This is a genomic window from Phytoactinopolyspora halotolerans (genome assembly GCF_010550675.1).
Taxonomy (GTDB): domain Bacteria; phylum Actinomycetota; class Actinomycetes; order Jiangellales; family Jiangellaceae; genus Phytoactinopolyspora; species Phytoactinopolyspora halotolerans.
Genome location: NZ_JAAGOA010000007.1, coordinates 83,524 through 108,805 on the forward strand (window position 1 = coordinate 83,524; position 25,282 = coordinate 108,805).

At 68.3% G+C, this 25,282-nt stretch carries 20 protein-coding genes; 5 read left to right on the forward strand and 15 right to left on the reverse strand.

Annotated features, from left to right (window positions below; genetic code table 11):
• Window positions 1–47: 47 nt before the first annotated feature.
• Complete coding sequence (locus G1H10_RS11885; RefSeq protein WP_163737432.1) at window positions 48–2,054, reverse strand: glycoside hydrolase family 84 protein; 2,007 nt, start codon at window positions 2,052–2,054, stop codon at window positions 48–50.
• Window positions 2,055–2,191: 137 nt separating this feature from the next.
• On the opposite strand from G1H10_RS11885, the gene G1H10_RS11890 reads away from it, so the two are divergent.
• Window positions 2,192–2,536 carry a hypothetical protein gene (locus G1H10_RS11890; RefSeq protein WP_163737435.1) on the forward strand — a complete coding sequence of 115 codons (345 nt, stop codon included), beginning with the start codon at window positions 2,192–2,194 and terminating at the stop codon, window positions 2,534–2,536.
• On the opposite strand, the gene G1H10_RS11895 is transcribed toward G1H10_RS11890, so the two are convergent.
• From G1H10_RS11895 to G1H10_RS11960, 14 genes are all read right to left on the reverse strand, one after another.
• Window positions 2,533–3,450, reverse strand: a complete 918-nt coding sequence (locus G1H10_RS11895; protein ID WP_163737437.1) for a sulfotransferase domain-containing protein — start codon at window positions 3,448–3,450, stop codon at window positions 2,533–2,535. The two genes, G1H10_RS11890 and G1H10_RS11895, sit on opposite strands and share 4 nt — an antisense overlap.
• A 67-nt stretch (window positions 3,451–3,517) precedes the next feature.
• Window positions 3,518–4,204, reverse strand: a complete 687-nt coding sequence (locus tag G1H10_RS11900; protein WP_163737439.1) for a FadR/GntR family transcriptional regulator — start codon at window positions 4,202–4,204, stop codon at window positions 3,518–3,520.
• Window positions 4,205–4,213: 9 nt separating this feature from the next.
• A complete protein-coding gene (locus tag G1H10_RS11905; RefSeq protein WP_163737442.1) occupies window positions 4,214–5,185 on the reverse strand; it encodes an NAD(P)-dependent oxidoreductase in 972 nt (323 codons plus the stop codon).
• Window positions 5,186–5,189: 4 nt separating this feature from the next.
• Window positions 5,190–6,692, reverse strand: coding sequence for a tripartite tricarboxylate transporter permease (locus G1H10_RS11910; protein WP_163737445.1), 1,503 nt, complete (start codon window positions 6,690–6,692; stop codon window positions 5,190–5,192).
• A gap of 3 nt (window positions 6,693–6,695) precedes the next feature.
• Window positions 6,696–7,199 (reverse strand): tripartite tricarboxylate transporter TctB family protein, encoded by a 504-nt coding sequence (locus G1H10_RS11915; RefSeq protein ID WP_163737448.1) that lies wholly within the window; start codon window positions 7,197–7,199, stop codon window positions 6,696–6,698.
• A 1-nt stretch (window position 7,200) separates the two neighbouring features.
• Window positions 7,201–8,160: a tripartite tricarboxylate transporter substrate binding protein gene (locus tag G1H10_RS11920; RefSeq protein WP_163737450.1), complete on the reverse strand. Its 960-nt coding sequence runs from the start codon at window positions 8,158–8,160 to the stop codon at window positions 7,201–7,203.
• Window positions 8,161–8,223: 63 nt separating this feature from the next.
• A complete protein-coding gene (locus tag G1H10_RS11925; RefSeq protein ID WP_216853179.1) occupies window positions 8,224–9,636 on the reverse strand; it encodes a sulfatase family protein in 1,413 nt (470 codons plus the stop codon).
• 668 nt (window positions 9,637–10,304) lie between these two features.
• The gene (gene proB, locus G1H10_RS11930; protein ID WP_163737456.1) at window positions 10,305–11,438 is read right to left on the reverse strand and encodes a glutamate 5-kinase; all 1,134 of its coding nucleotides are present in this window, start codon (window positions 11,436–11,438) and stop codon (window positions 10,305–10,307) included.
• 15 nt (window positions 11,439–11,453) lie between these two features.
• Window positions 11,454–12,812, reverse strand: coding sequence for a GTPase ObgE (gene obgE / locus G1H10_RS11935; RefSeq protein ID WP_163737897.1), 1,359 nt, complete (start codon window positions 12,810–12,812; stop codon window positions 11,454–11,456).
• 129 nt (window positions 12,813–12,941) lie between these two features.
• Window positions 12,942–13,202: a 50S ribosomal protein L27 gene (rpmA, locus tag G1H10_RS11940; protein ID WP_163737458.1), complete on the reverse strand. Its 261-nt coding sequence runs from the start codon at window positions 13,200–13,202 to the stop codon at window positions 12,942–12,944.
• A gap of 9 nt (window positions 13,203–13,211) precedes the next feature.
• A complete protein-coding gene (gene rplU, locus G1H10_RS11945) occupies window positions 13,212–13,523 on the reverse strand; it encodes a 50S ribosomal protein L21 (RefSeq protein ID WP_163737461.1) in 312 nt (103 codons plus the stop codon).
• A 263-nt stretch (window positions 13,524–13,786) separates the two neighbouring features.
• Window positions 13,787–15,505, reverse strand: coding sequence for a DNA polymerase/3'-5' exonuclease PolX (gene polX / locus G1H10_RS11950; protein WP_163737463.1), 1,719 nt, complete (start codon window positions 15,503–15,505; stop codon window positions 13,787–13,789).
• 50 nt (window positions 15,506–15,555) lie between these two features.
• Window positions 15,556–16,230, reverse strand: a complete 675-nt coding sequence (locus G1H10_RS11955; RefSeq protein WP_163737466.1) for a FadR/GntR family transcriptional regulator — start codon at window positions 16,228–16,230, stop codon at window positions 15,556–15,558.
• Window positions 16,231–16,283: 53 nt separating this feature from the next.
• Window positions 16,284–18,281 carry a glycoside hydrolase family 20 protein gene (locus G1H10_RS11960; protein WP_174264285.1) on the reverse strand — a complete coding sequence of 666 codons (1,998 nt, stop codon included), beginning with the start codon at window positions 18,279–18,281 and terminating at the stop codon, window positions 16,284–16,286.
• A gap of 202 nt (window positions 18,282–18,483) precedes the next feature.
• On the opposite strand from G1H10_RS11960, the gene G1H10_RS11965 reads away from it, so the two are divergent.
• The 4 genes from G1H10_RS11965 (at window position 18,484) to G1H10_RS11980 (ending at window position 25,264) form a co-directional block, all read left to right on the forward strand.
• The gene (locus tag G1H10_RS11965) at window positions 18,484–20,391 is read left to right on the forward strand and encodes an alpha-L-fucosidase (RefSeq protein ID WP_216853180.1); all 1,908 of its coding nucleotides are present in this window, start codon (window positions 18,484–18,486) and stop codon (window positions 20,389–20,391) included.
• 70 nt (window positions 20,392–20,461) lie between these two features.
• Window positions 20,462–21,484, forward strand: a complete 1,023-nt coding sequence (locus tag G1H10_RS11970; protein WP_216853181.1) for a LacI family DNA-binding transcriptional regulator — start codon at window positions 20,462–20,464, stop codon at window positions 21,482–21,484.
• Entirely contained in the window at window positions 21,481–22,488 is a 1,008-nt protein-coding gene (locus G1H10_RS11975) for a LacI family DNA-binding transcriptional regulator (RefSeq protein WP_163737468.1), read from the forward strand. The genes G1H10_RS11970 and G1H10_RS11975 overlap by 4 nt, the downstream gene beginning before the upstream one ends.
• A 529-nt stretch (window positions 22,489–23,017) precedes the next feature.
• Window positions 23,018–25,264 (forward strand): glycoside hydrolase family 127 protein, encoded by a 2,247-nt coding sequence (locus G1H10_RS11980; RefSeq protein WP_216853182.1) that lies wholly within the window; start codon window positions 23,018–23,020, stop codon window positions 25,262–25,264.
• Window positions 25,265–25,282: the final 18 nt, after the last annotated feature.

The window sequence follows — 25,282 nt, forward strand, 5'->3', positions numbered from 1 at the left end:
TTCTCCTCCGGCCGTAGCGGCCGGCTGCCCCTGCCGCATGGTTTGAGTCACATGCCGAGTTGTGGCGCTTCAGCGAGGAAGACGTCCAGCACACCGTCGCCCATCTGGATCACACCCTCGGTCCGGGTCTCGCCCGGGATCGTCTCGATCTCGCCGGCCGCCTCGATCGAGTCGGCCGCGTCGGCGAAATGCTGCTCCGCTCGTCCTTCGTCCCCGTCGAGCCGCGCCTGCAGGCCATCGAGTGTCGCCACGAACGCGCCGCCCCAGAGCGTCAGGGATTCCATCCACGGGCCGACGTCGTCGTGGAAGAGCGGGTCCGCCACTCCGTCGCCGATGATCTCCGGCGCGGTTGCCAGCAGCTCGGCGTACGGGCGCAGGTCGTCCAGCGCCTGCTGGTGGTCACCGTCGTCCCAGGTAGCGCGGAACTCCGTCAACCTGCGGTCCAGCTCCGGAGCCGGCGGCTGCCACGGCTCGCCGGAGAACAGCGGCGCACGGTGCTGAAGGTCGAAGAAGGCCAGCAACGCCTCCGTCGTGGCATCGTCACCGCCGGCCAGGTAGCGCGCCGCGACCTCCCACGTCCGGTACGGCTGGTAGGCGCCGTCGTTCCAGCCGAAGTCCGCCCCGCCGAACAGGGCGACCTTGCTAGCCGAAGCCTGGTTCATCGGGTTCAGCACGATTCCCGACACCTGGGTGTGCAGGCCCGCCTCACGTTCCGCGTACGGCGCCATGAGCAGCCGCCCGGTCGTCCACCAGAAGTCATTGACCGGGTAGTTGTCCCAGATGAAGACCTTCCGGCCCCACACCTCGGCTGCCGCGGCGGCCTCGTCGACGCTGATGCTCGGCGGCACGACGTCGGTCCCGGTCCACATCACCTCGACGCGCTCGTCCAGTTGCTCGCGGATGACCTGCTTGTACGGGGTGTCCTCGACGTCGCCGTACTCGGTCGGCACGAACTGCAACGGGTTCGCACCGTCGCGGGCGTCCACAAACTCCTGCTGGACCCTGTTGAGCAGGTCGACCTGCGCCTGACCGGCCGCGGCGGGCGAGGGATCGCCGTACGTCTGTTGATCGGCCGCGCAGTTCCACTCCTGGTAGCTGATGTCGTCCAGCGCGATCGAGAAGCTGCGTACGCCGAGCTCGTACATCGCCTGGAGTTTGGCGAGCAGCGCCTGCACGTCTGCGGGGTCGCTGTAGCAGATCGACACACCAGGCGAGACGGCGAAGGTGAACCGGACGTGGTGGTCGAGCGCCTGCTGCACCAGCTCGCCCAGCTGCGCCTGCAGATCGGCCGGATAGGGTTCGCGCCACTGGTCGCGGTGGTAGGGGTCGTCCTTAGGCGCGTAGATGTAGGTGTTCGCCTTGATGTCGCCGTAGAAGGCGAGCTGGTCCATACGCTCGTCGTGGGTCCACGGGCTGCCGTAGAAGCCCTCGATCGATCCGCGCAAGCGCATCAGCGGGTAGTCCGTGATCGACACGGCCGCGATCGCCTGGTCGGTGACGAGCTGCCGCAAGGTCTGTACGCCGTAGTAGATGCCGTCCCGGTCTGCCCCTCCGATCGCGACCAGACCACCGGTGCGCCGCTCCTTCGATGCGAGCACGTACCCCTCGGCCGGCAGCTCCGGGTCTGACCCGGCTGCGCCGGCGTCGCGGAGGGCATCGTCGACGCTCGGCTTTCCGGCGGTCCCGACGACGACGGTCAGCCAGCCGGGCCGATCCCTGAGCCGGTCGAGGCCGACGACGTCGATGCTGCCTGCCCCGGCTGCACGCAACGTGGACACGACGAGGTCCCGTGCGGGATCGCTGACGTTCTCGTCGACGGCGACCTGGACCCGTCCCCGCACACTGAGCTCACGCCCGTTGCCGGTCATCTGCTGCGGCACCGGGGTGATGGCCGGAAGCGCGTCGTCCGTCGAAGCGTCGCCCTTCACCGCACCCCGATCCGCACGTGACGGTATCCCGTCGGATGAGGCGCCGCCCGAAGGCGCCCCAGCCACACCCATGACTGCTAGCAGAGAGGCGGAGAGACCGGCTACATAAGCGCTTAAGTTGACCATTCGCCGAGTGTATTGACCCGATGTTTCTCTGTGAAGTACCTGCGGACGGAAATCCGCAGACCCAGCCTGTGGATAACTCTGAACCAGCCCTGCGGCCTTGGTAGCCTGAAAGCGCCCACCAACCGGGAAGGAGCCCGATGTCCAGCCTGGAGGAACGCGTGACTGCCCTCGAATCCCGCGTCGACGACCTCGCCGCGAGAAACGGGCACACCGCGGGCATCGCCGTGGAAGCCGCCCATGATGCGCGGACCGCCCGCGATGCGCATCAGCAGAACATAGAGCTCCTCAATGCGTTGCGGAAAACCCAGGCCGAGCACAGCAGGGCGCTCGCCGAACACGGCAGGATGCTCGCCGAACACAGCGAACGGCTGGACTCGATCGACGGCAAACTCGGTCAACTGACGGTGGGCGTGCACACCATCGAGTCGCTCCTCCACCGCCTGGTCGATGAGGACGGCACCGCCCTCTCCGACGACACCTAACGACGCTCAGCGCGATGAAGCCAGTCGAGCATCTCTGCCGGCGCCAGTTCCTCGGTGCGGGCGCGGTAGCGTGCTCGGTCATCTGCGGAGAGCACGGCCTGCCCCGAGCCCGAGGTTCCCTGCCGGAAGAACGCTGACCGACTCTTCATGATCCCGGCCGGGTCCGGCGCGAGGTGCTCTGCGTTCGCCCGCATGTGTTCGAAGCTCGCCGCCTTCACGAGCGCCGGCCACGTCTCCTCCGCGACGGAAAAGCCGAGCCGGTCGGCCAGACGGCGCATCTCGCCCTCCAGATCGGCGGTGAGGTCGTCGTAGTGCACCAGGACGACGTTGCCCGACTCGCGACGCGCCCATGCGTCCGCGAGGTGCCACATCACGCCGGGCAGCGAGTCCAACTCCGCGCGCGGGTCGGCGTCGTTCTCAATCCACGCCCGCAGCCACTCGTCCAGCGGCCGCACCGGCCTCGGCGCCTCGTCTCGGTCTGAGGACATCTCCTGTTCCGGTTCACCGGCAAGCGCCCGGATGCGTTTCCGGTCGAGGTTCTGGCCCTGGTGGTACAGCGACACCGCCATGTCGAGCGGATGCCGGGCCACCACGATGTACGTAGCGCGCGGGTCGATCGGCACACCGTCCAACGGCGTGTGCGTCTTGATGAAGCGACGGTGCTGCTGCGCGGCCAGCCGATCGTAGACCTCGTCGCGCGGGACGATCAGCCAGTCCAGCCACGGCGACAGCGTCGACAGCGGCGCCGGAAGATCGGGTGTCTGGAACACCAGCAACGCGCAGATCATCTGCATCCATGTCGTACCGCTCTTGGAGCGCGTGCTGATGACGATGTCGCCCTCACGGAACGGGAACTCGAGCCAGCGTGCGCTGTCCTCGTCGGCGGATTGATAGCGGATGGGAGCGTCGGGCATTCTCGACAGCCTAGATCACATCAGACTTCGATCGCCGCCGGATATCCGGCGGCGATCGCCAAGACCGTCACACCAGCTTGAGCGCCGCTCGGACGTCGCTGAGCAGAGTGGTCATCGCCTTCTCGGCGCCGTCCGGGTCGCCGGCGCAGACGGCCTCCATGACCGCCTCGTGGTAGCCGATCGTCTCCGGCACCGGATACTCCGGTCGTCCGTGCGACGGGGACTCCTGGAGCACCTCGGCGATCGGCTCGAACAGGGCTACGTACATCTCGTTGCGCGACGCCGTCAGGATGATCCGGTGAAACTCGACATCTGCGGAGAGGTAGCGCCCGGGCCGGTGCGTGTCGCCGAACCGGCGCATATCCCCCGTTGCGGCACGCAACTCGGCACGCTCCTCGTCCGTTGCCCGGAGCGAGGCCAAGTGCGCGGCGATCGGCTCGATGCCAAGCCGCAACTCGGTCAGTGATCGCAGCTGCGCACCGCGATGCTTACTGTCCAGCCGCCACCTGATGACGCGCCGGTCGTAGACATTCCAGGCGCTCTCCGGTTCGATGCGGATACCGGTCCGGCGCTGGGAACGCACGAGATGCAGGGACTCCAGAATCCGCATGCACTCCCGGGCGACGCCCCGGGAAACCGAGTAGCGTTCTTGCAGACTCTCCAGCGTCAGCACCGAGCCGGCAGGGAGGTCTCCGCTCACGATGTCCGAGCCCAGCGCATCGAGAACCGCCGAGTGCAGCGTCGGGCTCACCATGGCATCACCTTATCCATCAGCCTCGGCACCCGAACCTGACCGCACGACATTGCGCCATTGCCCGCGGCCGAGCAGGGCCTCGACGTTCTGCGCGATCAAGTCCGAGTAGCCGCGCGGCCGGCCGCCGGCCGCGTGCGGGCTGATGATCACGTTGTTCATATCCCAGAGCGGCGACTCCGGCGGCAACGGCTCGACCTCGAACACGTCCAGCGCCGCTCCGCCGATCCGTCCAGCCGCAAGCGCGCGGGCCAGCGCGGATTCATCCACCGTGCTACCTCGCCCGACGTTCACCAGCCAGGCTGTCGACGGAAGGAGCCGGATCCGCCGCTCGTCCAGCGCGTGCCGGTTCTCGTCGCTGCCGGGCAGCACCATCACCAGCAGGTCGGTCTCCGGCAACAGCCGGTCGACGTCGTCGAGCGCGACCACGGGAAAGCCGGCACGTTCGCCGGTCGACCTCGCCACGCCGGTGACGTCCGCTCCGAGCATCCGTAGATGGGGCGCGAGTGTCTGGCCGATCCCGCCGAACCCCCAGATCAGCACGCGAGCACCGGCGAGCGTGGTGAACTCGCGCGCGTTGTCCAGGTCTTGCAGCCCGCCCCGGTCGCTCCAGCGTCGTTCGGACTGGTCACGGAGGAAGACATCGACCCGGCGCGCAGCGGCCAGGCTGAGCATCAGGGCATGCTCGGCCACCGTCGCATCGTGCAGCGATGCGCCATTGCAGATCGTCACCGAATCGTCGAATCCGGCTGCCGACACGTTCTCGTAACCCGCGCCGAGCGTCTGCACCCACCGCAAGCTCGGCAGCTCTCGCGCCGCCCGGTCCGGCAGGTCCTTCGCGCCGCCCCACAGGACGAGCCCGTCGGCGGTCTTCGCCGACTCGGCCAGTGGCGCATGCGGGTCGTAGGGCACGGCCCGAGCGCCCGCGGGCATCGGGATGGTGGTATCGATCGTTGTCGGCAGCAGAATCTCAACAGTGCTCATACGCCTAGTCTTCCGCTTCGATCGTTTCTCTGGCACGCCGGACCTTAGGCAGGACCGCACTCGCCAGCACGGTCATAGCCGCGATCAGCAGCACGACCGTCACCGGCGACGAAACGAAGATGCCGAAACTGCCATCGGACAGGATCAGGGATCGGCGGAAATTGGTCTCGAAGATCGGTCCGAGGATGAACGCGAGCACGATCGGCGCCGGAGGAATGCCCAGCCGCCGCAACAGATAGCCGGCGATACCCGCGGCCACCATGACCCCGACGTCGAAGGCGTTGCCGTTGATGCTGTATGCGCCGACGATGAGGATCGCCACCGTCAACGCCGCCAAGACCTCGGGAGGGATCTCCGCGATCTTGACGAACAACGGCACCAGCGGGATGTTCATGATGAGCAGCATGACGTTGCCGATCACCATCGATCCCACCACGCCCCAGAAGATCTCCGGGTGGTCGGCGATCAGCGTCGGACCCGGTGTCACACCTTGGATCAGCAACGCACCGAATATGACCGCCAGCACGCCGTTCGGCGGAAAACCGAGTGTGAGCAGCGGGATGAAGGTGGAGATGCTCGCCGAGTTGTTCGCCGTCTCAGGACCGGAGACGGCTTGCGGTGCCCCTCTGCCGAACCGCTCCGGGGTGGCCGAGACCTTCCGTTCCACGCCGTACGAGACGAGCGAGCCAAGCACGCCTCCCCCTCCGGGGACGAGGCCGAGCCCAGTTCCGATCACCGACCCGCGCCCGATCGCCCCGGCGTTTTCTCGCAGGTCGCGCCCTGTGGGCAACACCCGCCCCACATTCCGGATCGACGACCGTCGCCGACGGTTGTCCGCGACGTTGTTGAGAATCTCGCTCAGCCCGAACAGCCCCATGATGACGGCCACCTCGTCGATGCCGTCCAGGAGCGCCGGGACGCCGAGCGCCCAGCGGCTTCCTCCGGTCATCGGATCCTGGCCGATGGTCGCGAGGATCAACCCGATCCCGACCGCGATGAGCGACTTCGTCATGGTTCCGGCCGACGTGTAGCTGACCAGGATCAACCCCAACAACGCGAGCACGGCGTACTCCGGAGAGCCGAAGCTCAGGGCGAAATCGGCCAGCGCCGGAGCGAACAGGATCAAGCAGGCGGTGGCGACCAACCCGCCGATGAACGAACCGATCGCCGCCAGGCCGAGCGCCCTGCCGGCCTGCCCGTTCTTCGCCATCTCATGACCGTCGACCGTGCTGACGACCGATGCCGCCTCGCCGGGGATACGCAGCAGCACCGATGTAATGGTGCCGCCGTACATAGCGCCGTAGTAGACGCCGGCGAGCAGGATGATCGCGGTGGTGCTATCCAAGCCGAACGTGATCGGCAGCAGCAGCGCGACGGTGGGCGCCGGCCCCAGGCCGGGCAGCACGCCCACCATCATTCCGACCGAGACACCGAGCAGGACGAAGAGCAGATTCTCGGCGCTCAGCGCCAGCTCCAGTCCGCCGGCGAAGTTCGAGAGCACGTCCATCGCCTACCGCACCCCTGTCCACGATCCGGCCGGGAACGGCACCTGGAGGAGCTCCAGGAACACCACCTCGATACCGACGGTGATCGCAACAGCGCCGATCAAGCTGCGCACCAGACCGGTCCTGGTCACGACGGCGAACCAGTAGCAGGAGGCGATCGCGGTGGTGATGATCAACCCCAGCGTGGTCAGCAAGGACGGCGCGAGCACGAGTAACGGAACTGCTTGCGCGACGACGCTCGCCTCGCTCTTGGAGATCCGGCTGACCTCGTCGAGGACGATCCGCGGGTTGAGCAGCGCAGCAACGACCAGGAGCAACGTCATGACCGACACGCAGGCCACCCAGAACCCGGGCGCCGGCTGAGCGGCCGAGCCGAGGTCCAGTGTGGTGAACGCCGCGAGCGTCGTCAGTGCGGCCAGCGTACTGAGAACCCCGAATCCGATCCGTGCGAACAGCACTCGGTCGGTGTCGGCATCCGTGCGGTCCGTCATACCGGTGTGGTCCGTCATCTCAGCCGACGCTCTCCGCGTAGTCACCGGCGGCTTGCTCGAGCCGCTTCTTCACCTCAGCACCGTCGATGAAGGAGCTGGGCGCGACGCCTTCGCCCAGCTCGGAGGCGATGCTCTCTGAGGTCATGCAGGTTTCCATCGCATCCTCGAGGGTTGTGACGACCTCGTTAGGGGTTTCTGGCTGTGCGGCAAGGAACCAGAACGAATCCGCGTAGGGAAGACCCGAGTAGCCGAGGGATTCCAGCGTCGGCACGTCGGGCATGGTCTCGATCGGTTCGGTCACCGCCGTCGCCAGCACCCGCACCTCGCCCGATTCGATTCTGGGCAGGGCGACGCCGCCGTCGGCCGACATGTACCCGGCCTGGACCTCGCCGGAGACCAGCGCGGCCATCGTGCCGCCGTTGCCATCGAACGGAACCGGCTCGATCTGCAGATCGGTGCGGTCGATCAGCGCATTGACCGAAATACCGGGGACGCTCGTCATTCCCGGGACGCCGACGGTCACCGTCCCTGATTCGGCCGCTGCGAACAGGTCCTCGGCGCTCTGGAAGGGTGAGTCCGCTGGGACGAGCAGGACCACCGGCGCGACACCGATCATTCCCACCGGGCGGAAGTCATCGACCGTATAGCCGACGTTTCCCTCCAGGATCGGAGGCAGCGCAGCATTCGCCGCGGTCGTGGACACGAGCGTATAGCCGTCCGCCTCGGCCTGCGCGAACACTCCGTTGCCGACCGCGCCGGAACCGCCTTCGCGGTTCTCCACGACGACGGACGTGCCCAGCTCTTCCTCCAGGCACGGCGCCACCACGCGGGTGGACAGGTCGGTGGAGGAACCGGCCGGCACCGGCACGATGATCGACACGGAGCCGGACGGGTAGTCCGACGATCCCTCCGAGCCGAGCGCGGAACAGCTTGCGACGAGCGCGGCGGCGCCAACGGCTGCGACTGTTGCGAACTTCATTGTTCAACCCTCTCCTCGATGACATACGTATGTGGTCGATCTGGGTGAATGCGCTGGTTCACGTCATTTGGAGACACCAGGAGGGAAGACGTGAACGTCGGCGTCAGGGATCGCGGGCAGCCACTCGTCGGCCCAACGCGATTCGATCCCCTCGCGCCAGCGCGTGGCGAGCGCCGTCAGTTCATCCACGACACCCGGGTAGTCTGCGGCCAAATTGTGCTGCTCGCCAGGATCCGCGGCGAGGTCGGCGAGAAACACCTCCTTCTCCGGGGGCAGTCCTTCCTCGAGCTGTCCGTTCAGGACCAGCTTCCAGCGCCCGCGCCGCACGGCGGTCTGGTCGCCCTGTTCCCAGAACAGGTACTCGTGGGGCGACGGCGCGCCGTCGGTGAGGCATGGCAAGATGTCCACGCCGTCCAGTTCGTAGCGGGTAGGGTCGCCGCCCGCCGCACTCAGCACCGCCGGGAAGACGTCCATGGCCGCCAGCGGCTCGTCGATGACCTGCCCAGCCGGGATGGCGGCGGGCCAGCTGACGATGCCGGGCACTCGGATGCCGCCTTCGAAGAGGCTGAACTTGTGGCCCTTGAAGCCGCCGGTGCTACTCCCGCGGTACGGGGTCTGCGCGCCGTTCATCCAGTTGCGGATCTCCCGCGACGGCCCGTTGTCGGACATATAGAGGACGATCGTGTTCTCCGTGAGCTGCTGCCGCGCGACCTCGTCCAGGACGTCCCCGATCGCGTCGTCCATGGCACTGATCATGGCGGCCATGATCATCTGTTCCCACGGCAGGTGGGCGAACCGTTCCTTGTACTTGTCCGGCGCGTGCAGCGGGTAATGCGGGGCGTTGAACGGCACGTACAGGAAAAACGGGTCATCGCTCGACGCCGCCCGTCGTACCGCGTGCACAGCGCGCTCCGCGATGATCTCGGTGAGGTACTCGCCGTCGCGGTACACCTCCGCCCCATCCTCCCAGAGGTCATGCAGCGGCGTACCCAGGTAGGTCTGGCCATTCATGGTGACCCGGCGGTTATTCGGGCTGTAGTGGATGTGCGAGTAGTAATCGACCGCACCGGCCAGATGTCCGAAGGTGCGGGCGAACCCATGGTTCTCCGGACGCGACTCGGATGCGAGCCCGAGGTGCCACTTGCCGATCAGCTCGGTGTGGTAGCCGAGGTCGGAGAGGGCCGTGGCGAGCGTCGGCACTTTCGGGCTCAGGCCCGGTGTGGTGCGGTAGCCCTGCAGGATGGAACGGACGCTGGCGTTGCCCGGATACCGTCCGCTCAGCAGCGCAGCCCGCGCCGGCGAGCACACCGGCGAGTTCGAGTACCAGCTTGTCAACAGGGCCCCCGACGCGGCCAGAGCATCAAGCCGAGGCGTGCGCACCGTCGGCGAGCCCATGCACGACAGGTCGCCATACCCGTGATCGTCCCCGACGAACACGATCACGTTGGGCCGTTCGGACGGCACGCTCGCAGGCATAAACGCGGCTCCTTTTCTCATTCCAGTCGACGAGGCTCGAGAAAAGTAGCACCTTTAGGCTAAAGATACAATCATTCTTCACTCAGTGTTCTGCGCTCCTCAGCGCCACGGCCTCTTCACCCGTGCGACTGCCGCTTACCTGACGTGGCCCCATACCGGGCATGGCCGCGTGGCCGCTGACACGTACGGTCATGTCGATGCGGACTGCGTCGCCGCAGTCGCGGAGCCCGGTTCGGATGACGTCAACCGAGCGACTCAGGTGCTGTGAGGGCTGTCGTGTTGAGCTGGGCCGCTCTCCGACGTGTTGTGCGGCCAGCCGTGTTGAGCCCGGCCGCTCCCAGCAGGGTCGTGATACCGGTCGTGTGACTGCAAGCCGCCAAAAGCCCGGATTCGGATGTCGTGTGCCGAGCCGTGCGAGGAATCGCCGCTCCACGCGGCTGGAACTCCCACGGCTGAATGCACGAGCCGTCACAACCGCCAGAATTCCCACAACCGGGCACACGAAGCGGATACACGACCGAATGTGCGGTTGGTCGTGCGCGACCGTCGTACGCCTACCGTCGTGAGCCCATCCAGCACCCGGTGAACGGCCACATGTGCGGTTGGTCGTGCGGGACCGTCGTACGCCTACCGTCGTGAGCCCATCCGGCGCTCTGGCGAGTTGGCGCTCAGCTGTGGTGCAGGACGACCAGGTCGTCGCGGTGGATGACCTCGCGCTCGTACTCCGCGCCGAGTTCTCGGGCCAGCTCACGCGTCGAGCGTCCCAACAGCGCGGGCAGCTCGGCGGCGTCGTAGTTCACCAGCCCGCGAGCGACGACGACGCCCGACGGATCCACCACATCCACCGGATCGCCAGCCGTGAACGACCCGTCGACGGCGGTGATGCCGGCCGGCAGCAGCGATTTGCGCCGGTCCACCACCGCCCGCACCGCCCCCGGGTCAAGGTGCAGCCGCCCCAGGCTGTCCGCGACGTGCTCCAGCCACAGCAACCGGGTCGAACGACGCCGGGCGCGGGAGTGGAACCAGGTTCCCACCTCCTCGCCACGCAGCGCATCGCCCGCGTCGGCCGCCGAGGTGAGCACCACATCGATTCCTGACCCGGTGGCGATCGAGGCGGCTTCCACCTTCGTCTGCATACCGCCGCTGCCCAGGCCTGACGCGCCGGTACCGCCGATCTTCAGACCGTCGAGCTCGGACAGGTCATGGATCTCGGACACCCGTGACGTCCCGGCCCGGCGCGGATCGCCGTCGTACAGACCGTCGACGTCCGAGAGCAGAATCAGCGCGTCGGCATGCACCAGTTGCGCCACCAGCGCGGCCAGCCGGTCGTTGTCGCCGAACCGGATCTCGTGCGTGGCGACCGTGTCGTTCTCGTTGACCACCGGCACCACGCCCAGCTTCAGCAGCATGTGCAGGGTGCGGTAGGCGTTGCGGTAATGCGAGCGACGGGTCACGTCGTCGACGGTGAGCAGGACCTGCCCCACCTGCAGTCCGTGCGCGGCGAACGCGCCCGTGTAGCGCGCGATCAACAGACCTTGCCCGACACTCGCCGCGGCCTGTTGACGCGCCAGGTCACGCGGACGGGTTGGGATGTTCAGCGGCGCCAGCCCGGTGGCGATGGCCCCGGAGGAGACGAGCACCACCTCGCGACCGGTCGCCCGCGCTCTGGCCAACACGTTCACCAGCCCCTCGAGCCGGCTCTCGTCCAGTCCGCCGCGAGCCGTCGTCAACGACGACGAGCCGACCTTGACCACCACACGGGCAGCCTTGGCCACGGGCTCACGTCGTCCCGATGATCCCATCGTCCGCCTTCCTCGTCAGCCGTTCAGCCGCGTATCCGTCCCGCGGGGGCCCAGCCGTTCCGCACCGCTCTGGATCGTCGGCTCCCAGTCGAACACCACCGCGTCCTCGCCACCGATGACCACCTCGTCACCGGGCTGCGCGCCGACGCGCACCAGTTCCTCCTCCACGCCCAGCCGGGCGAGACGGTCGGCCAGGTAGCCGACAGCCTCATCGTTGGTGAAGTCGGTCTGGCGTACCCAGCGCTCCGGCTTCGTCCCGCGCACCCGGTAGCGCTCGCCGTCGTGCGTACGTTCCCTGGTGACGGTGAAGCCCTCGTCGTCGACGGCGGTCGGCCGCAGCACCAATCGGGTCGGCTCGGCCGGCGGCGCGGCCGCGCGTGCGGCGCTGACGATCCTCGCCATCTCGAATGTCAACTCCCGCAAACCTTCGCGAGAGACCGCCGAAACCATGAACACCGGCCAGCCGCGCGCACGCACCTCGTCGCGGACGAACTCGGCCAGCTCGCGTGCCTCCGGTACGTCGATCTTGTTCAGCACCACCATCCGGGGCCGCTCCGCCAAGCCGCCGTACCTCTCCAGTTCGGCCTCGATGACATCGATGTCGCTCAGCGGATCCCGCCCTGGTTCGAGGGTGGCACAGTCGATGATGTGGGCCAGCGCCGAACAGCGCTCGACGTGCCGGAGAAAGGTGTGCCCCAGCCCGCGGCCCTCGCTGGCTCCCTCGATCAAGCCGGGAACGTCGGCGATGGTGAACCGCACCTCACCGGCCTCCACGACGCCGAGGTTCGGGACGAGAGTGGTGAACGGGTAGTCCGCGATCTTCGGCCGGGCGGCGGAGACCGCGGCGATGAGGCTCGACTTTCCGGCGCTGGGGAAGCCGACCAGCCCGATGTCGGCGACGCTCTTCAGCTCCAGGATGACGTCGAGCGTCTCGCCGGGCTCACCGAGCAGCGCGAAACCCGGTGCCTTGCGCCGGGTGCTGGCCAGCGCGGCGTTGCCGAGGCCGCCCCGGCCGCCGCGCGCGACGACCAGCTTGGTCCCCACGCCCACCAGGTCCGCGACCACCTCGCCGTCGCGGGTGGAGACGACCGTACCGTCCGGGACCGGCAGCACCACGTCGTCGCCGTCGGCGCCATTGCGGTGCCCGCCCTCGCCTGCGGTGCCGTTGCCGGCCTTCCGGTGCGGCGCACGGTGGTAGTCGAGCAGCGTCGTCGTATTCGCATCGACGACGAGGATCACGTCACCTCCGCGGCCGCCGTTACCCCCGTCCGGGCCACCGAGCGGTTTGAACTTCTCCCGATGCACGGACGCGCAGCCATGACCGCCGTTCCCGGCAGCCAGGTGCAGCACGACGCGGTCGACGAACGACGGTATCGCCACGGTCCGTCACCTCCCTCTCACATTCACGCTAGTCGCCGCCGCCCTGGGGCCTACGGCGACACGAAAAAGCGGGCCGGTCATGGTGACCGGCCCGCTGCTCTGTCTAGATCCCTGAAGCGGGGGTCACTCCCCCGCGGGCGGGACGATGTTGACGACCTTGCGGCCACGCCGCCGGCCGAACTCGACGGTCCCGGCGACAGTGGCGAACAGGGTGTCGTCACCGCCGCGGCCGACGTTGTTGCCGGGGTGGAAGTGGGTGCCACGCTGGCGGACGATGATCTCGCCCTCGTTGACCAGCTGGCCGCCGAAACGCTTCACACCGAGCCGCTGTGCGTTGGAATCGCGCCCGTTCTTGCTGGACGAGGCGCCCTTCTTGTGAGCCATCGCGCTTACCTACTTCGTCTCAATACCGGTGATCTTCACCTGGGTGTACTTCTGCCGGTGCCCCTGGCGCCGACGATACCCGGTCTTGTTCTTGTACCGGAGAATGTGGATCTTCGGACCCTTGACCTCGTCGAGGACCTCGCCGGTCACCGAAACCTTGGACAGCTTGTTCGGGTCGCTGGTGACGGTCTCGCCGTCCACCACAAGCACGGCCGGCAGGGTTACCGTCGAACCGACCTCACTGTCGAGGCGGTCGACATCGACGACATCGCCGACGGACACCTTCTGCTGGTTGCCGCCGCTACGGACGATCGCGTACACCGCGGTCTCACTCTCTCAATCAGGCCTGATAGCTCGTCGGGCGTTTCGGGCACACACGCACCACCGCGAGGTGGGCATGCGGGTCATCGGCGCGAAGCACGCCGACGTCCAAGGATACGAAGCCACACCCCCGATGGTCAAACGCGGCCCGGCGCTGAGACTCAAGGTCGCCGATCGAGCCCGGCACGAGCCGTCGTTCCCGGATCGAAGACGACTTTAGGGCGCCATGACCCACCAAACTCGCATCCCATCAGCTCACGTGGCTAGCCCCGACCCAGGAAGGCGAGCAGCCGGTCCAGCGGCCAGGTATTGATGACCTCGTCAGCACTCAGCCAGCCACGCTGCGCCGTCCCGATCCCATACCGCACGAACGGCAGATGGATCCGGGAATGCGAGTCGCTGTTGATCGCGAACTTCACGCCGTGCCGTCGCGCCCACAGGATGTGTTCATCGCGCAGATCCAGCCGGTCCGGGAACGAGTTGATCTCCAATGCGGTCCCGGTACGGGCACATGCCTCGAACACGGCGTCCAGGTCCACGTCGATGGGGTCCCGTCGTCCGATCATCCGCCCGGTGGGATGTCCGATGATGTGCACATGCGGGTTCTCGCAGGCGCGCACCAGTCGCCGCGTCATCTCCGCCTTCGACTGAGTGAAGTGTGAGTGCACCGACGCGACGCAGAGGTCGAAGGCCTCCAGGAACTCCGCGGGCCAGTCGACGCCGCCCTCCGGATCGATGTTGAGCTCGGTGCCGTGCAGCAGCCGCATGCCGCCGTGCTCCCGGTCCAGCTCGCGCACCCGTCCGCGCTGCTGCAGCATCTTCTCGTCGGACATGCGCTGCATGTACAGATTCGGCGCATGATCAGTCACGGCGTAGTACTCGTAGCCGCGCTCCGCGGCGGCGGCCACCATCTCCTCCAACGCACTCAGGCCGTCGGTGAGGTCGGTGTGCGTATGCAGGTCTCCACGGAGGTCGTCCTCGGTCACCAGGTCGGGCAGCTCGCCCCGCTGGGCAGCCTCGATCTCGCCGCGGTCCTCGCGCAGCTGCGGCGGGATCCACGGCAGGCCGAGCCGCTGGTAGACCTCTTCCTCTGTTTCGGAGACCAGCAGCTCGTCGGTCTCGGCGTCGAAGAGCCCGTACTCGGACAGCTTGAGACCGGCATGGACGGCCATCTCCCGGGTGCGGACGTTGTGTGCCTTCGACCCGGTGAAGTACTGCATCGCCGCGCCCCATGACGCCGGCGGCACGACGCGGAGATCGACCTGCAGGCCCTTCGCCGTGCGGATGGACGTCTTCTTCTCCCCGTGTGCGATCACCTCGGCGACGTCCGGGAGTCCGACGAACGTCTCCATCAGCGGGCCGGGATCATCAGAGGCGGCCAGGATGTCGATGTCGCCGATGGTCTCCCGCATGCGCCGCAGCGACCCGGCGTACGCACACCGCCGGCAACCGGTCACCGAGGACAGCTCGCGCACCATCGTCTCGGCTGCCTCAGTCGCCAGGTCGATGCCCACCCGTCCACCGGACGCCTGCAGCAGCTCGATCCCGTGCAGCAGGTTCGCCTCGGTCTTCTCGCCGAACCCCTTCAGATCGCGGAGCCGCTCGGACCGGATAGCCTCGGCCAGTTCGTCGACGGAGGAGACCTCAAGCTCCTCGTACAGAGCCATGGCACGCTTCGGACCCAGCGTCGGGATCGCGGTGAGCTGCCGGACACCGGCCGGGATCTTCGCCCGCAGTTCCTCCACGGCCCCCACCTTGCCGGTGGTCATGTGCTCCACGATCTTCTCGGCGATGGACGTGCCGACGTTCGGGATGCGCTTGATACCGGCGAGGTCGAGGTCGGAGACATCTTCATGGTGGCCCGCCACGGCGCGGGCGGCCTTCTCATAGGCACGCACCTTGTAGGCGTCGCCGCCGGTGATCGAGACGAGATCGGCGTACTCTTGCAGCAGCTCCGCGACCTCATCGTTCGCGCGTCCCATGACATACTCAGTCTAGGACGACGCCGGCACACCTCGCCTGCGGCACACGGTCAGGCACGCGCTTGGCGGAGCCACTGCTCGACGCCCGCGACATGCACGGTCATCCAGGACCGCGCCACGTCCGGCTGGCCGGCCGCCAGCGCGTCGTAGACCGCGCGATGTTCGCTCAGCGTCCGCTCCGGGGCGCCCTGCTCAGTGAGGCCGCGCCAGACCCGCGCGCGCTGGGTCGGGGCCGACAATCCCTCGATCAACGACGTCAGCACAGGATTGCCAGAGGCTTCCCCGATCCTGCGGTGGAACTCCAGGTCGTTCGCGACCAGTTTCTCCACGGGCGCGTCGGAGTCGATCTGGTCCAGCAGGTCGCGAAGACCCGCCAGCTCGTCATCGTTGATCCGCGTCGCCGCCATCGCCGCCGCAGCCGGTTCGATGATCCGGCGCACCTCGAAGAAGTGCAGCACCGAGTCGTCACTGTGGAAGTCGACGACGAAGCTCATCGCCTCCAGCAGCAGTGGCGACTCGAGACTCGTCACGTAGGTCCCGTCACCCTGACGCACGTCGAGGATGTTCATCAGCGACAGCGCCCGGACGGCCTCTCGCAGCGAGTTCCGTGCCAGGCCGAGGCGCGCCGCCAAGTCCGCCTCACGCGGAAGCCGGTCTCCCGGTTTGAGCTCCCCGCCGACGATCATCTCCTTGATCTTGAGGATCGCCTCATCGGTGACGGCCATGCCCACGCCTCCATCGAAAACATCGGATGTCTACCCCACAGGGTATGCCGATGTCACCCGGAAGCGCTCAACACCACGGGTTCCTGCACGTCCGGTGGCACCTGGACGGCCAGCCCGTCGCCGTTCCGCGCCACCGGCAGCTGCGAGATCGCGTTCACCACCCGGAGCTCGCCCTTCCCGTCATCGATCACCTGCCAGCGCTGCGTCTTCGCGTCCGCCGCCGTGGAGCAGGGCGTCAGCGTGAACGGCGCGCCGGATTCCAACGGAACGTTCAGGTACCGGCGGCCCTCGGTGATGTTCATGCACAGCTCCGTGCCGTCCGCCCGCAACCGGTAGTACCCGTCGTCCGTGGGCAGCAGATCCCAGGTCGCCGCGGATCCGGAGGCGAACACCACATGGCCGCCGTCCTCCGCCGCGACGGGCGCGAGCCGGTCACCGGTCACCGCATCGGCCAGCGCGTACGTGCCCTCCGGCAGCGGCTGACGATCACCGTCGTCCCAGCCCGGCGCCCGGCCGATCGCCTCGGCGAGCGCGACGAACTCCGCATACGTCTCCGACGGCTTGGGCCCGCCCCACGTCGCCAGGGCGATGTGCCGCAACGGCATGAAGGCCTGCTCCTCGACCTCGTTCTCCGTGTGGCCGCGGCCGTTGTCCGGCCACATGGTGATCTTCGCGCCGGTCACGTCGTCGTGCGGCTCGGTCAGCGTCTCGTTCTCGAAGACCAGCGGGGTCCAGTCCTGTTCGTAGAGCGCCTGGGTGTCCGTCATGAACCCGCCGCGCACCAGGTACAGGGCATACGAGGCGTTCATCACCCGGTGCCCCTGATCGAGCAGCTCCGACGGCGTCAGGATCCGCTCCCGCCCGTCCCAGTGTTCGACGACGATATCGGGGTCGAGCGGGACGGTGTTCTCACCGGCGAGCCCGTCATTCCAGATACGCAGCTTCTTGCCCTGGCCCTGGACGTGCGCGTTGATGCGGTTGACGAAGTCCACGAACGCGTCTTGCGGCGTAGCGTCAGGCCCGAACCTCTCCTGCGCGTATTCCAGGATCTGCGGGAAGTTCGCATACTCGGAGCCGAGCATGTATTCGTCGGCGCCCATGTGCCAGTACGGCGCATCCCACACCTGAAGTGCCTCATCGATCAGTCCGGTGAGGAAGTCGAAGGCGGCGTCTTCGGTGATGTCCAGCCGGGAGGGCTGACGCTCACCGCTCCGGTCCTCTAGCTGCAACTCCGGGTAGTTCTCCAGGTACGGGTCCATGTGACCGGGCGAGTTGATCTCCGGGACGAGCGTGATGTGGTACTTCTCCGCCATCTCGGAAAGCTGCCGGATCTCGTCCTTGGTGTAGTAGCCCCAGAACGCCGTCTCCGGGTACTCGTCGCTCTTGACCTTCGCCTCGATCCAGAGCTGGTTGAGCTTGAGGTAGGACATGTCCTTCATCAACCGCTCGAACCACTCCATGGAGATGTGGATGTAGCAGGCGCAGACACCGACGCCTCGCTCCGCGTATTCCGGGACGTCGACGCTGCGGCCCATCGGGAGCGCGTCGTCGGTGGCCAGCATCTGCAGTATGGTCCGGGTCCCGTAGAAGACGCCCGTCTCGGTGGCCCCGGTGATGCGCAGGACGTCGTCGATCTCCAGCTCGTAACCCTCGTCGCCGAGGTCGTCGGGGTCGGCGCGACGCGTGTCCAGCGTGAGCACGATGTCGCCGGCGCGTGCCCGGGCCGAACCGGGAACGACCGGGAGCCGGCGGCCGGTCTGTGCGGAGATCTCATGGACGAGTCGCCGCGCGTCGTCGAGGGCCCGATCCGTACCGGCGTCGACGATGATGCGCGACCGCCTGGTCAGCTCGAACTCACCGCCGTGGCGTTCCCGATCGTCCCCCTCCCAGTTCTCCAACGTCGGGATCACGTCCGGGCTCTCCGGCGCGGCCGTCACCGGTTTCGGCTGTTCGGCGTTGGCCGGCATGAGCGGCAGGGCGAACACGGCGACGATAATGATCAACGTGGCATGGACACGTGCGGGAATTCGAGGAGCGGGCCGAGTGCGCATTCAACGGTCCTTCCGATCGGGACCCATACGTCGGATGAGTGCCCCACCATACACCGAGATACACGAAGACTAAAGCCCTTTACAACGTGTGCCTATCCGACCACTATGGGGTCATACGTCTAGTCCACTCGGCCAGATCGGAGTAGGACAGTTGCGCCAGTCACCGCCCCGCCGCGCGACCGCGGCAGTCACCGTTGGGACCGTGTTCGCCATCACCGCATCCATCGCCGCCACCACCTCGCCGTCCGCGTCGGCACCCCGTTCCGGAGGGAACGGGCACGACCCGGAGTGCGTGTCGACCGTCCGCCCCGCATCCGTCCTACCGGTGCTCGACTGCGACGGGTTCGACCGCGTCCTCGACAAGGCCTCGAAGACCGTCCCCGAAGCCCGGCACATCAGCTGGCAACGGCACGAGATCACTGGATTCACCCATTTCGGCATGAACACCTTCACCGACCGGGAGTGGGGCTCCGGGATGGAGTCCGAGGAGGTGTTCGAGCCGCCGCGGGTCGACGTTGACCAGTGGATGGAGACGTTCACCGCGATCGACGCCGGCCTGGCGATGCTGACCGCCAAGCACCACGACGGATTCGTCCTCTACCCCACCCGCTACACGCCGCATTCGGTGATCGCCAGCCCGTGGTGGGTCGACCTGGAGAACTGCGACGACGCCGAAGCGGCCGCCGTCGTCGACGCACGCGAACAGGCCGAACAGGACCGCGGCTCCGGTCTCGGTGACGCCTACTGGCAGATCCGCGACGCCGGCTGCCGGAACCCGCAGGGCGACATCCTGCGCAGTTACGTCGACGCGGCGCGTGCGGCCGGCAAGCGGGTGGGTGTCTACCTCTCCCCATCCGACGGAGCCGAGCTGCCGCACGCGTGGCACGCCGACACGTATCTGCCGTACGTCGAAGACAAACCGGCGGACCAGCGCAACAGCGCCGAACGGGCGACCTTGGAGGACGCGCCCGCGCCGCCGGCCGGCCTGGGCAGATTCGGCAACGGCAGCGAGCCGACCGAGCGGACCATTCCCACCCTGGTGCCGAACGACGACCGCGCCGACGACGTCGCCTCCGGCGAACTGCCCAGCTTCGAGGTCGTGGCCAACGACTACGACGCCTACTACCTGAACCAGATCTACGAGATCCTCACCGAGTACGGCCCGATCGACGAGTTCTGGCTGGACGGCGCGAACCCGTGGGCGGACTCCGGCATCACCCAAGATTACGACTTCACCACCTGGTTCTGGCTGATCGAGCAGCTCTCCCCGGAGACTCTGGTGTTCGCCGGGCCGCAGGGCACCCGCTGGGTGGGCAACGAAGCCGGTGTCGCGCGCACCACCGAGTGGAGCGTCGTACCGATGACGGGCGACCCGGACAGCACCCACAACGAGGGCCTGATCCCCGGCGGCGCATGGGCCGAGGACATCGGTTCCCGCACCGTGCTGGCCGATCCGCGCATCGAGTACCTGCAGTGGTACCCGGCGGAGGCCGACACGTCCAACCGGCCGGGCTGGTTCTACCACCCGGATGAGAACCCGAAGACGGCCGAACATCTGGTCGACACCTACCAGAAGTCCGTCGGCCGCAATGCGGTGCTACTGCTCAACGTGCCGCCGGCGCCGGACGGCCGCGTCGACGGACGCGACGTCGCCGAGCTGTCGGCCTTCGGCGACGCGATCCGGGCGACGTACCGGACGAACCTGTTGGAAGCGCAGCCCGACGATACCGAGCCGCCCGGCGATCCGAAGCTCGTCGCCACGCTCACCGACGACGCCCTGGCCACTGCCTGGTCACCGCCGCGGAAGGCGACGACCGGCACTCTCGAGGTTGAGCTGCCGGCCACGCGGACGTTCGATCGGATCAGGCTCGGCGAGGACATCACCCGCGGGCAACAGGTGGAGCAGTTCGCCGTCGACGCCTGGGATGCGGACGCGCAGGCGTGGACACGGCTGACCGACACCGACGGCGACCTGACGGCGACGACCATCGGCTACAGCCGCATCCTCGCTCTCGAGGAGGCGGTCAGCACGGACCGGATCCGGGTGCACATCCTGCAGGCGCGGTCGACGCCACGTGTGACGTTCCTGGGCCTGTACAACCGTCCGTGAGCTGATCGGGCACCCCGCACCGGAACGTGCGGCAGCGGGGCGCCGCGAGGTCGCCGCATACACTGTCCGCATGCGCGTGACCATGCGAGATGTGGCCGAGCACGCCGGAGTCTCGGTCAAAACCGTCTCTCGCGTGGTGAACCTCGAGCCGCACATCCGGCCCGAGATGGTGCAGCGGGTACGGGCCGCGATCGAGGAGCTCGGATGGGTGCCGAACGGCAGCGCCCGCGCCCTGCGCACCGGGCGCACCGGCGTCGTCGGGATCGCCGTCGCCGAACTGCGGCGGCCGTATCTGGCCGGTCTGGTCGAGGCGCTCGTCACCGAAGCGGATCGGCGTGGAATGCAGGCCGCGGTCGAGCCGACGCACCGCGATCCGGAGAACGTGCACGCCGTTCTCGACGCCAGAGGCCGGACCTTCGACGGCGTCGTCCTCATCGGCGACGACGACGCCACCGCCGTCGTACCGGACGGGCTGGGCGAGCGACCCGTCGTCGCGGTGCAGGCGCCGCGGATCTCGGGCGCCGTCGACCACGTCGCCGAGGACGTCGCCGACGCCGCGACGCTGATCGCGCGACACCTGGCCGTGATGGGCCGTGCCCACCCGGCGATCCTCGGGCCAGACCGTGCCCGCACGCCCGGCGAGCCGGGATCCGCGCCGTCAGCGGCGATGCGGAGCGCACTCTTCGCCGCCGGCTTCGACGTCGACTCGGTACAGCACGTGCCGCTCGGCGGGACGTGGGACCGTCGCGCGGGTCAGCAGGCAGCGGCCGACGTGTTACATCGACATCCGGGGGTCGACTCGCTGATCTGCGTCAACGATGAGGTCGCGCTCGGTGCGCTGGCGAGCCTCGCCGCCGCGGGGGTAGACGTCCCTGGGCAGGTCGCGGTGGTCGGCTACGACAATCTCGACGACGGCTGGTTCTCCACCCCGTCGCTCACCACCATCGACCCCGGCCGGGAACCGCTCGCCCGGGCGGCGCTCGATCTGCTCGCCGACCGGCTCTCCGGCCAGGCGTCCGCGCATGCGCGCTCCGCGGTGGTGCCGGTACGGCTGGTGCGTCGCGAATCGACGCTCGGCGCGGGAGCGACATGAGGCGGGCCACGCTCGACGACGTCGCGGCGCGCGCCGGTGTGTCCGCCAAGACCGTCTCCAACGTGCTGCTCGGCCGGCCCAACGTCTCGTCGGCGACTCGGGAGCGGGTACAGACGGCCGTGGCGGAGGTCGGGTATGCGGTCAACCCCGCAGGCCGAGGGCTGGTGTCGGGGCGCACCGGGCGGGTCGCCGTCGTCGTGCCGAACCTCTACCAGCCGTACTTCGCCGAGCTGGCGGAGCGGCTCATCCTCGCTCTCTCCGACCGGGGCCTGACCAGCACGTTGCGCATCGCTCACGGCCGTGCGGCGGAGCGGGATGCCGCGCTCGGTGTGACGACCCGCGACGTCGACGGCGTCATCGTGTGCCCGCATCACTTCACCGGCGAGATGCTCCTTGCGGGAGGCGTGTCCCGGCCCGTGGTCCAGCTCGGCGGCGCGCCGACGCCTGTGCTCGATTGCGTGGTCATGGGCGAGCACATCGGCTTCGAGGCGGTGACCCGGCACCTGCTGGCCACCGGGCGACGCCGGATCGCCCTCGTCTGGAACGGTCCCGAAGGGGTGCATCCGCAGGGCGCACGGTACGCCGGCTACCTCGCGGCGCACGAGGCGTTCGGCGTCCACCCGGACGAGGCGCTCGTCGCGTTCGGGTCGGACTGGGACCGGCGCGCATCCGGCTACGAGGCGATGGTGGGGCTGCAACGCACCGGCGCGACGTTCGACGCCGTCGCGTGCATGAACGATGCACTGGCCATCGGCGTCCTGCGGGCGCTGCGCAGTGGTGGTGTCCGGGTACCGGACGACGTCGCGGTCACCGGATTCGACGACACGGATGAGGGCGAGTTCACCACGCCGTCGCTCTCGTCGGTCAGCCCCGAGCAGGGCGAGATGGTCGACGCCGCGGTGCGGATGCTGGTCGATCGGCTGGGCGGATACGACGGTGCTGGCCGCGAGGTGCGCACCGGCGCACACCTGGTGATCCGGGACTCGTCCGCGCCTGCGTCATGACGCCACGCCGCGCGCCACGACGTCGTGGGCTCACGTAACGCTTGAGCGCCCCGGCGACGCCGCAAGCGTTACCTGAGCCCACGACGTGCAGTAGAACAGCGTTGCGCGGACGGCCGCCTGGACCACAGCCGCCGATGGGACGGTCGAGCCATCGGTCGCGTGGCCAATCGTGCGGATTTCGGCCGCCTCAAGGCGGTCGTGCCACCGGTCGTGCGGAACCCAACCGCTCCAAAGCGGGTCGTGCCGCCCGTCGTGCGGAATCCAACCGCTCCAAAGCGGGTCGTGCCACCGGTCGTGCGCATTTCAGCCGCCTCTCGCCGCCTTTGGCCCGTTGAGTGACTCGTCGTGTGATGCCGAGCTGCTCCACGCGGTCAGAATCACCACGACCCGACACACGAACACGCCGCACGGTCAGAATCACCACGACAGCTCACACAGGTGCCGCCCGACCGCTCCGAGTCCACCTATTGACAACGCTGAACTAGGCGCTTAGCGTCTCCTGCAACCTCGACGCCGAAGGGAGCCAGCGTTGGCCGAACCCCTCGCCCAGCGGATGCCCACCGACACGACCGGCGCGACAGAAATGACCGGCGCGACCGACACGACCAGCCCGACCGATACGACCAGCGCGACCGATGCGACCAGCCCGACAGACGCAGCCAACCCGACCGACGCGACCGGCGCGACCAGCGCGACCGACACGCGCATACCGGCCGGCCCCGCCATCCCGCGTGCACGGATCGCGGTTCTCCGCCCGCTGGATGTACGCGCCGTCCGCCTCGGCACCGCGGGTGCGCTCGGCGCGTGGCAGGAGCGCAACGCCGACGCCACGATTCCGCACTGCGTCGCCCAGCTGGAGGCGTCTGGTGTGCTGGACAACTTTCGCCGCGTGGTGGGTGAGTCGGACGCCGAGTATCGAGGGTTCGTCTTCGCCGACTCCGATCTGTACAAGGTGATCGAGGCGGTGGCCTGGGAGATCGCCCGCTCCGGCACCCGGCGCTGGGACACCTGGCTCGACGACGTGATCGGCCTGGTCGCGCGGGTACAGGACGCCACGGGTTACGTGATGACCTGGATCCAGGGCGTGCGCCCGGAGAAGCGGTTCGCCGAGCTCGAGTGGACCCACGAGATGTACATCCTGGGCCACATGATCCAGGCCGCCGTCGCCTTGGACCGGGCCGCCGGCCGGGACGATCTGCTCCGGATCGCGCGGCGGTTCGCCGACCTGATCGACAGCCGGTTCGGGCCCGAGGGTCAGAAGGGGGTCTGCGGGCACCCGGAGATCGAGACCGCGCTCGTCGAGCTGTACCGGCACACCGGCGAGCGGCGATACCTCACCCTGGCCCAGCGGATGATAGATCTGCGCGGCACGGGCCTGCTCCCGGTCGGTCGGCTCGGAGCGCGCTACTTCCAGGATCATGCGCCCGTGCGGGAGGCGACCACCGCGGTCGGACATGCCGTCCGCCAGCTCTACCTCAATTGCGGCGTCACCGACCTCTACCTGGAAACCGGCGAACCCGCACTGATGAAGGCGCAGCTGGCGCAGTGGGTTAACGCTCACAAGCGGAAGCAGTACATCACCGGCGCGTTCGGTTCCCGCCACCGGGACGAGGCCTTCGGCGACGACTACGAACTCCCCTCCGACCGCGCCTACGCGGAGACCTGCGCGTCCATCGCGGACCTGCATTGGAGCTGGCGGATACTGCTCGCCACCGGGGACGCCCGGTACGCCGACACCATCGAGCGCGAGCTCTACAACGCGATCGCGGCCTCCGTCGACGCCACCGGCACCCGCTTCTTCTACTCCAACCCGCTGCAGCTCCGCCCGGACCGGTACGACGAGGAGAACGCCCCGCGCGAGCGCGCCGAGTGGTACGCGTGCGCCTGCTGCCCGCCCAACGTCGCCCGCCTCATCGCCCAGCTCAGCTCGTACACCGCCGCACTCGGCGACGACGAGCTGCGGATCTGCCAGTACACCGATTGCGACATCGAGCTCCCGCAACACGTCGGCGACGGAGTCGTCCACGTCCGCTCGACCTACCCGGCGAGCGGCGTCGTCGACATCACGCTCAACGGCCGGCTGGCGCCGGGTTTCCGGCTCGCACTGCGTGTTCCGCGCTGGTCCAACGGCGCGACCAGCGACGACGGCCGGATGCCGGCGGACGCGGACGGATTCGTCCGGCTCCAACCCGGCCACGCCGCTCCTCCGGTCGCCGGTGACCAGCGACCCGAACCGGCAGGCCAGGCGGACGAGCAGTGGCGGTGGCGGGTCGAGTTCGACGTCAAGCCCCGGTGGACGCGCGCCCATCCACGTGTCGACGCGGTGCGCGGCTGCGTCGCGCTGGAGCGTGGCCCCGTCGTCTACTGCGTGGAACAGGCCGACCTGCCGCCCGGCGTCGACCTCGACGACGTGGCGGCCGATCCGAGCGTCGCGCCGTCCGAACGCACCGGCGTCCGCATCCCCGGCAGCGCCGACGCCGTACCGGCTCCCCCGGTGCTCGAGGTGGCCGGTGAGCTGATGGAACCCGAGAACGAGCTCTACCGCGCCGCTGCCGACGACGTTGACCCCGACGCCGACGCCGACGCCGCCGGCGCCAGCCACACCGACGACGCCATGGCGGCTCGGCGAGCTACACGGCGCCTCACTGTGTCGGCGATCCCCTTCGGCAGCTGGGGGAATCGCACGTCGGGAGCGATGCGGGTCTGGCTGCCGGCTGCGCGATACCCCCTCCACGACCTCGACCCCGGCGACGTGAAGCCGGACACCACCGACTGACCCGACGGCGCCGCCCGG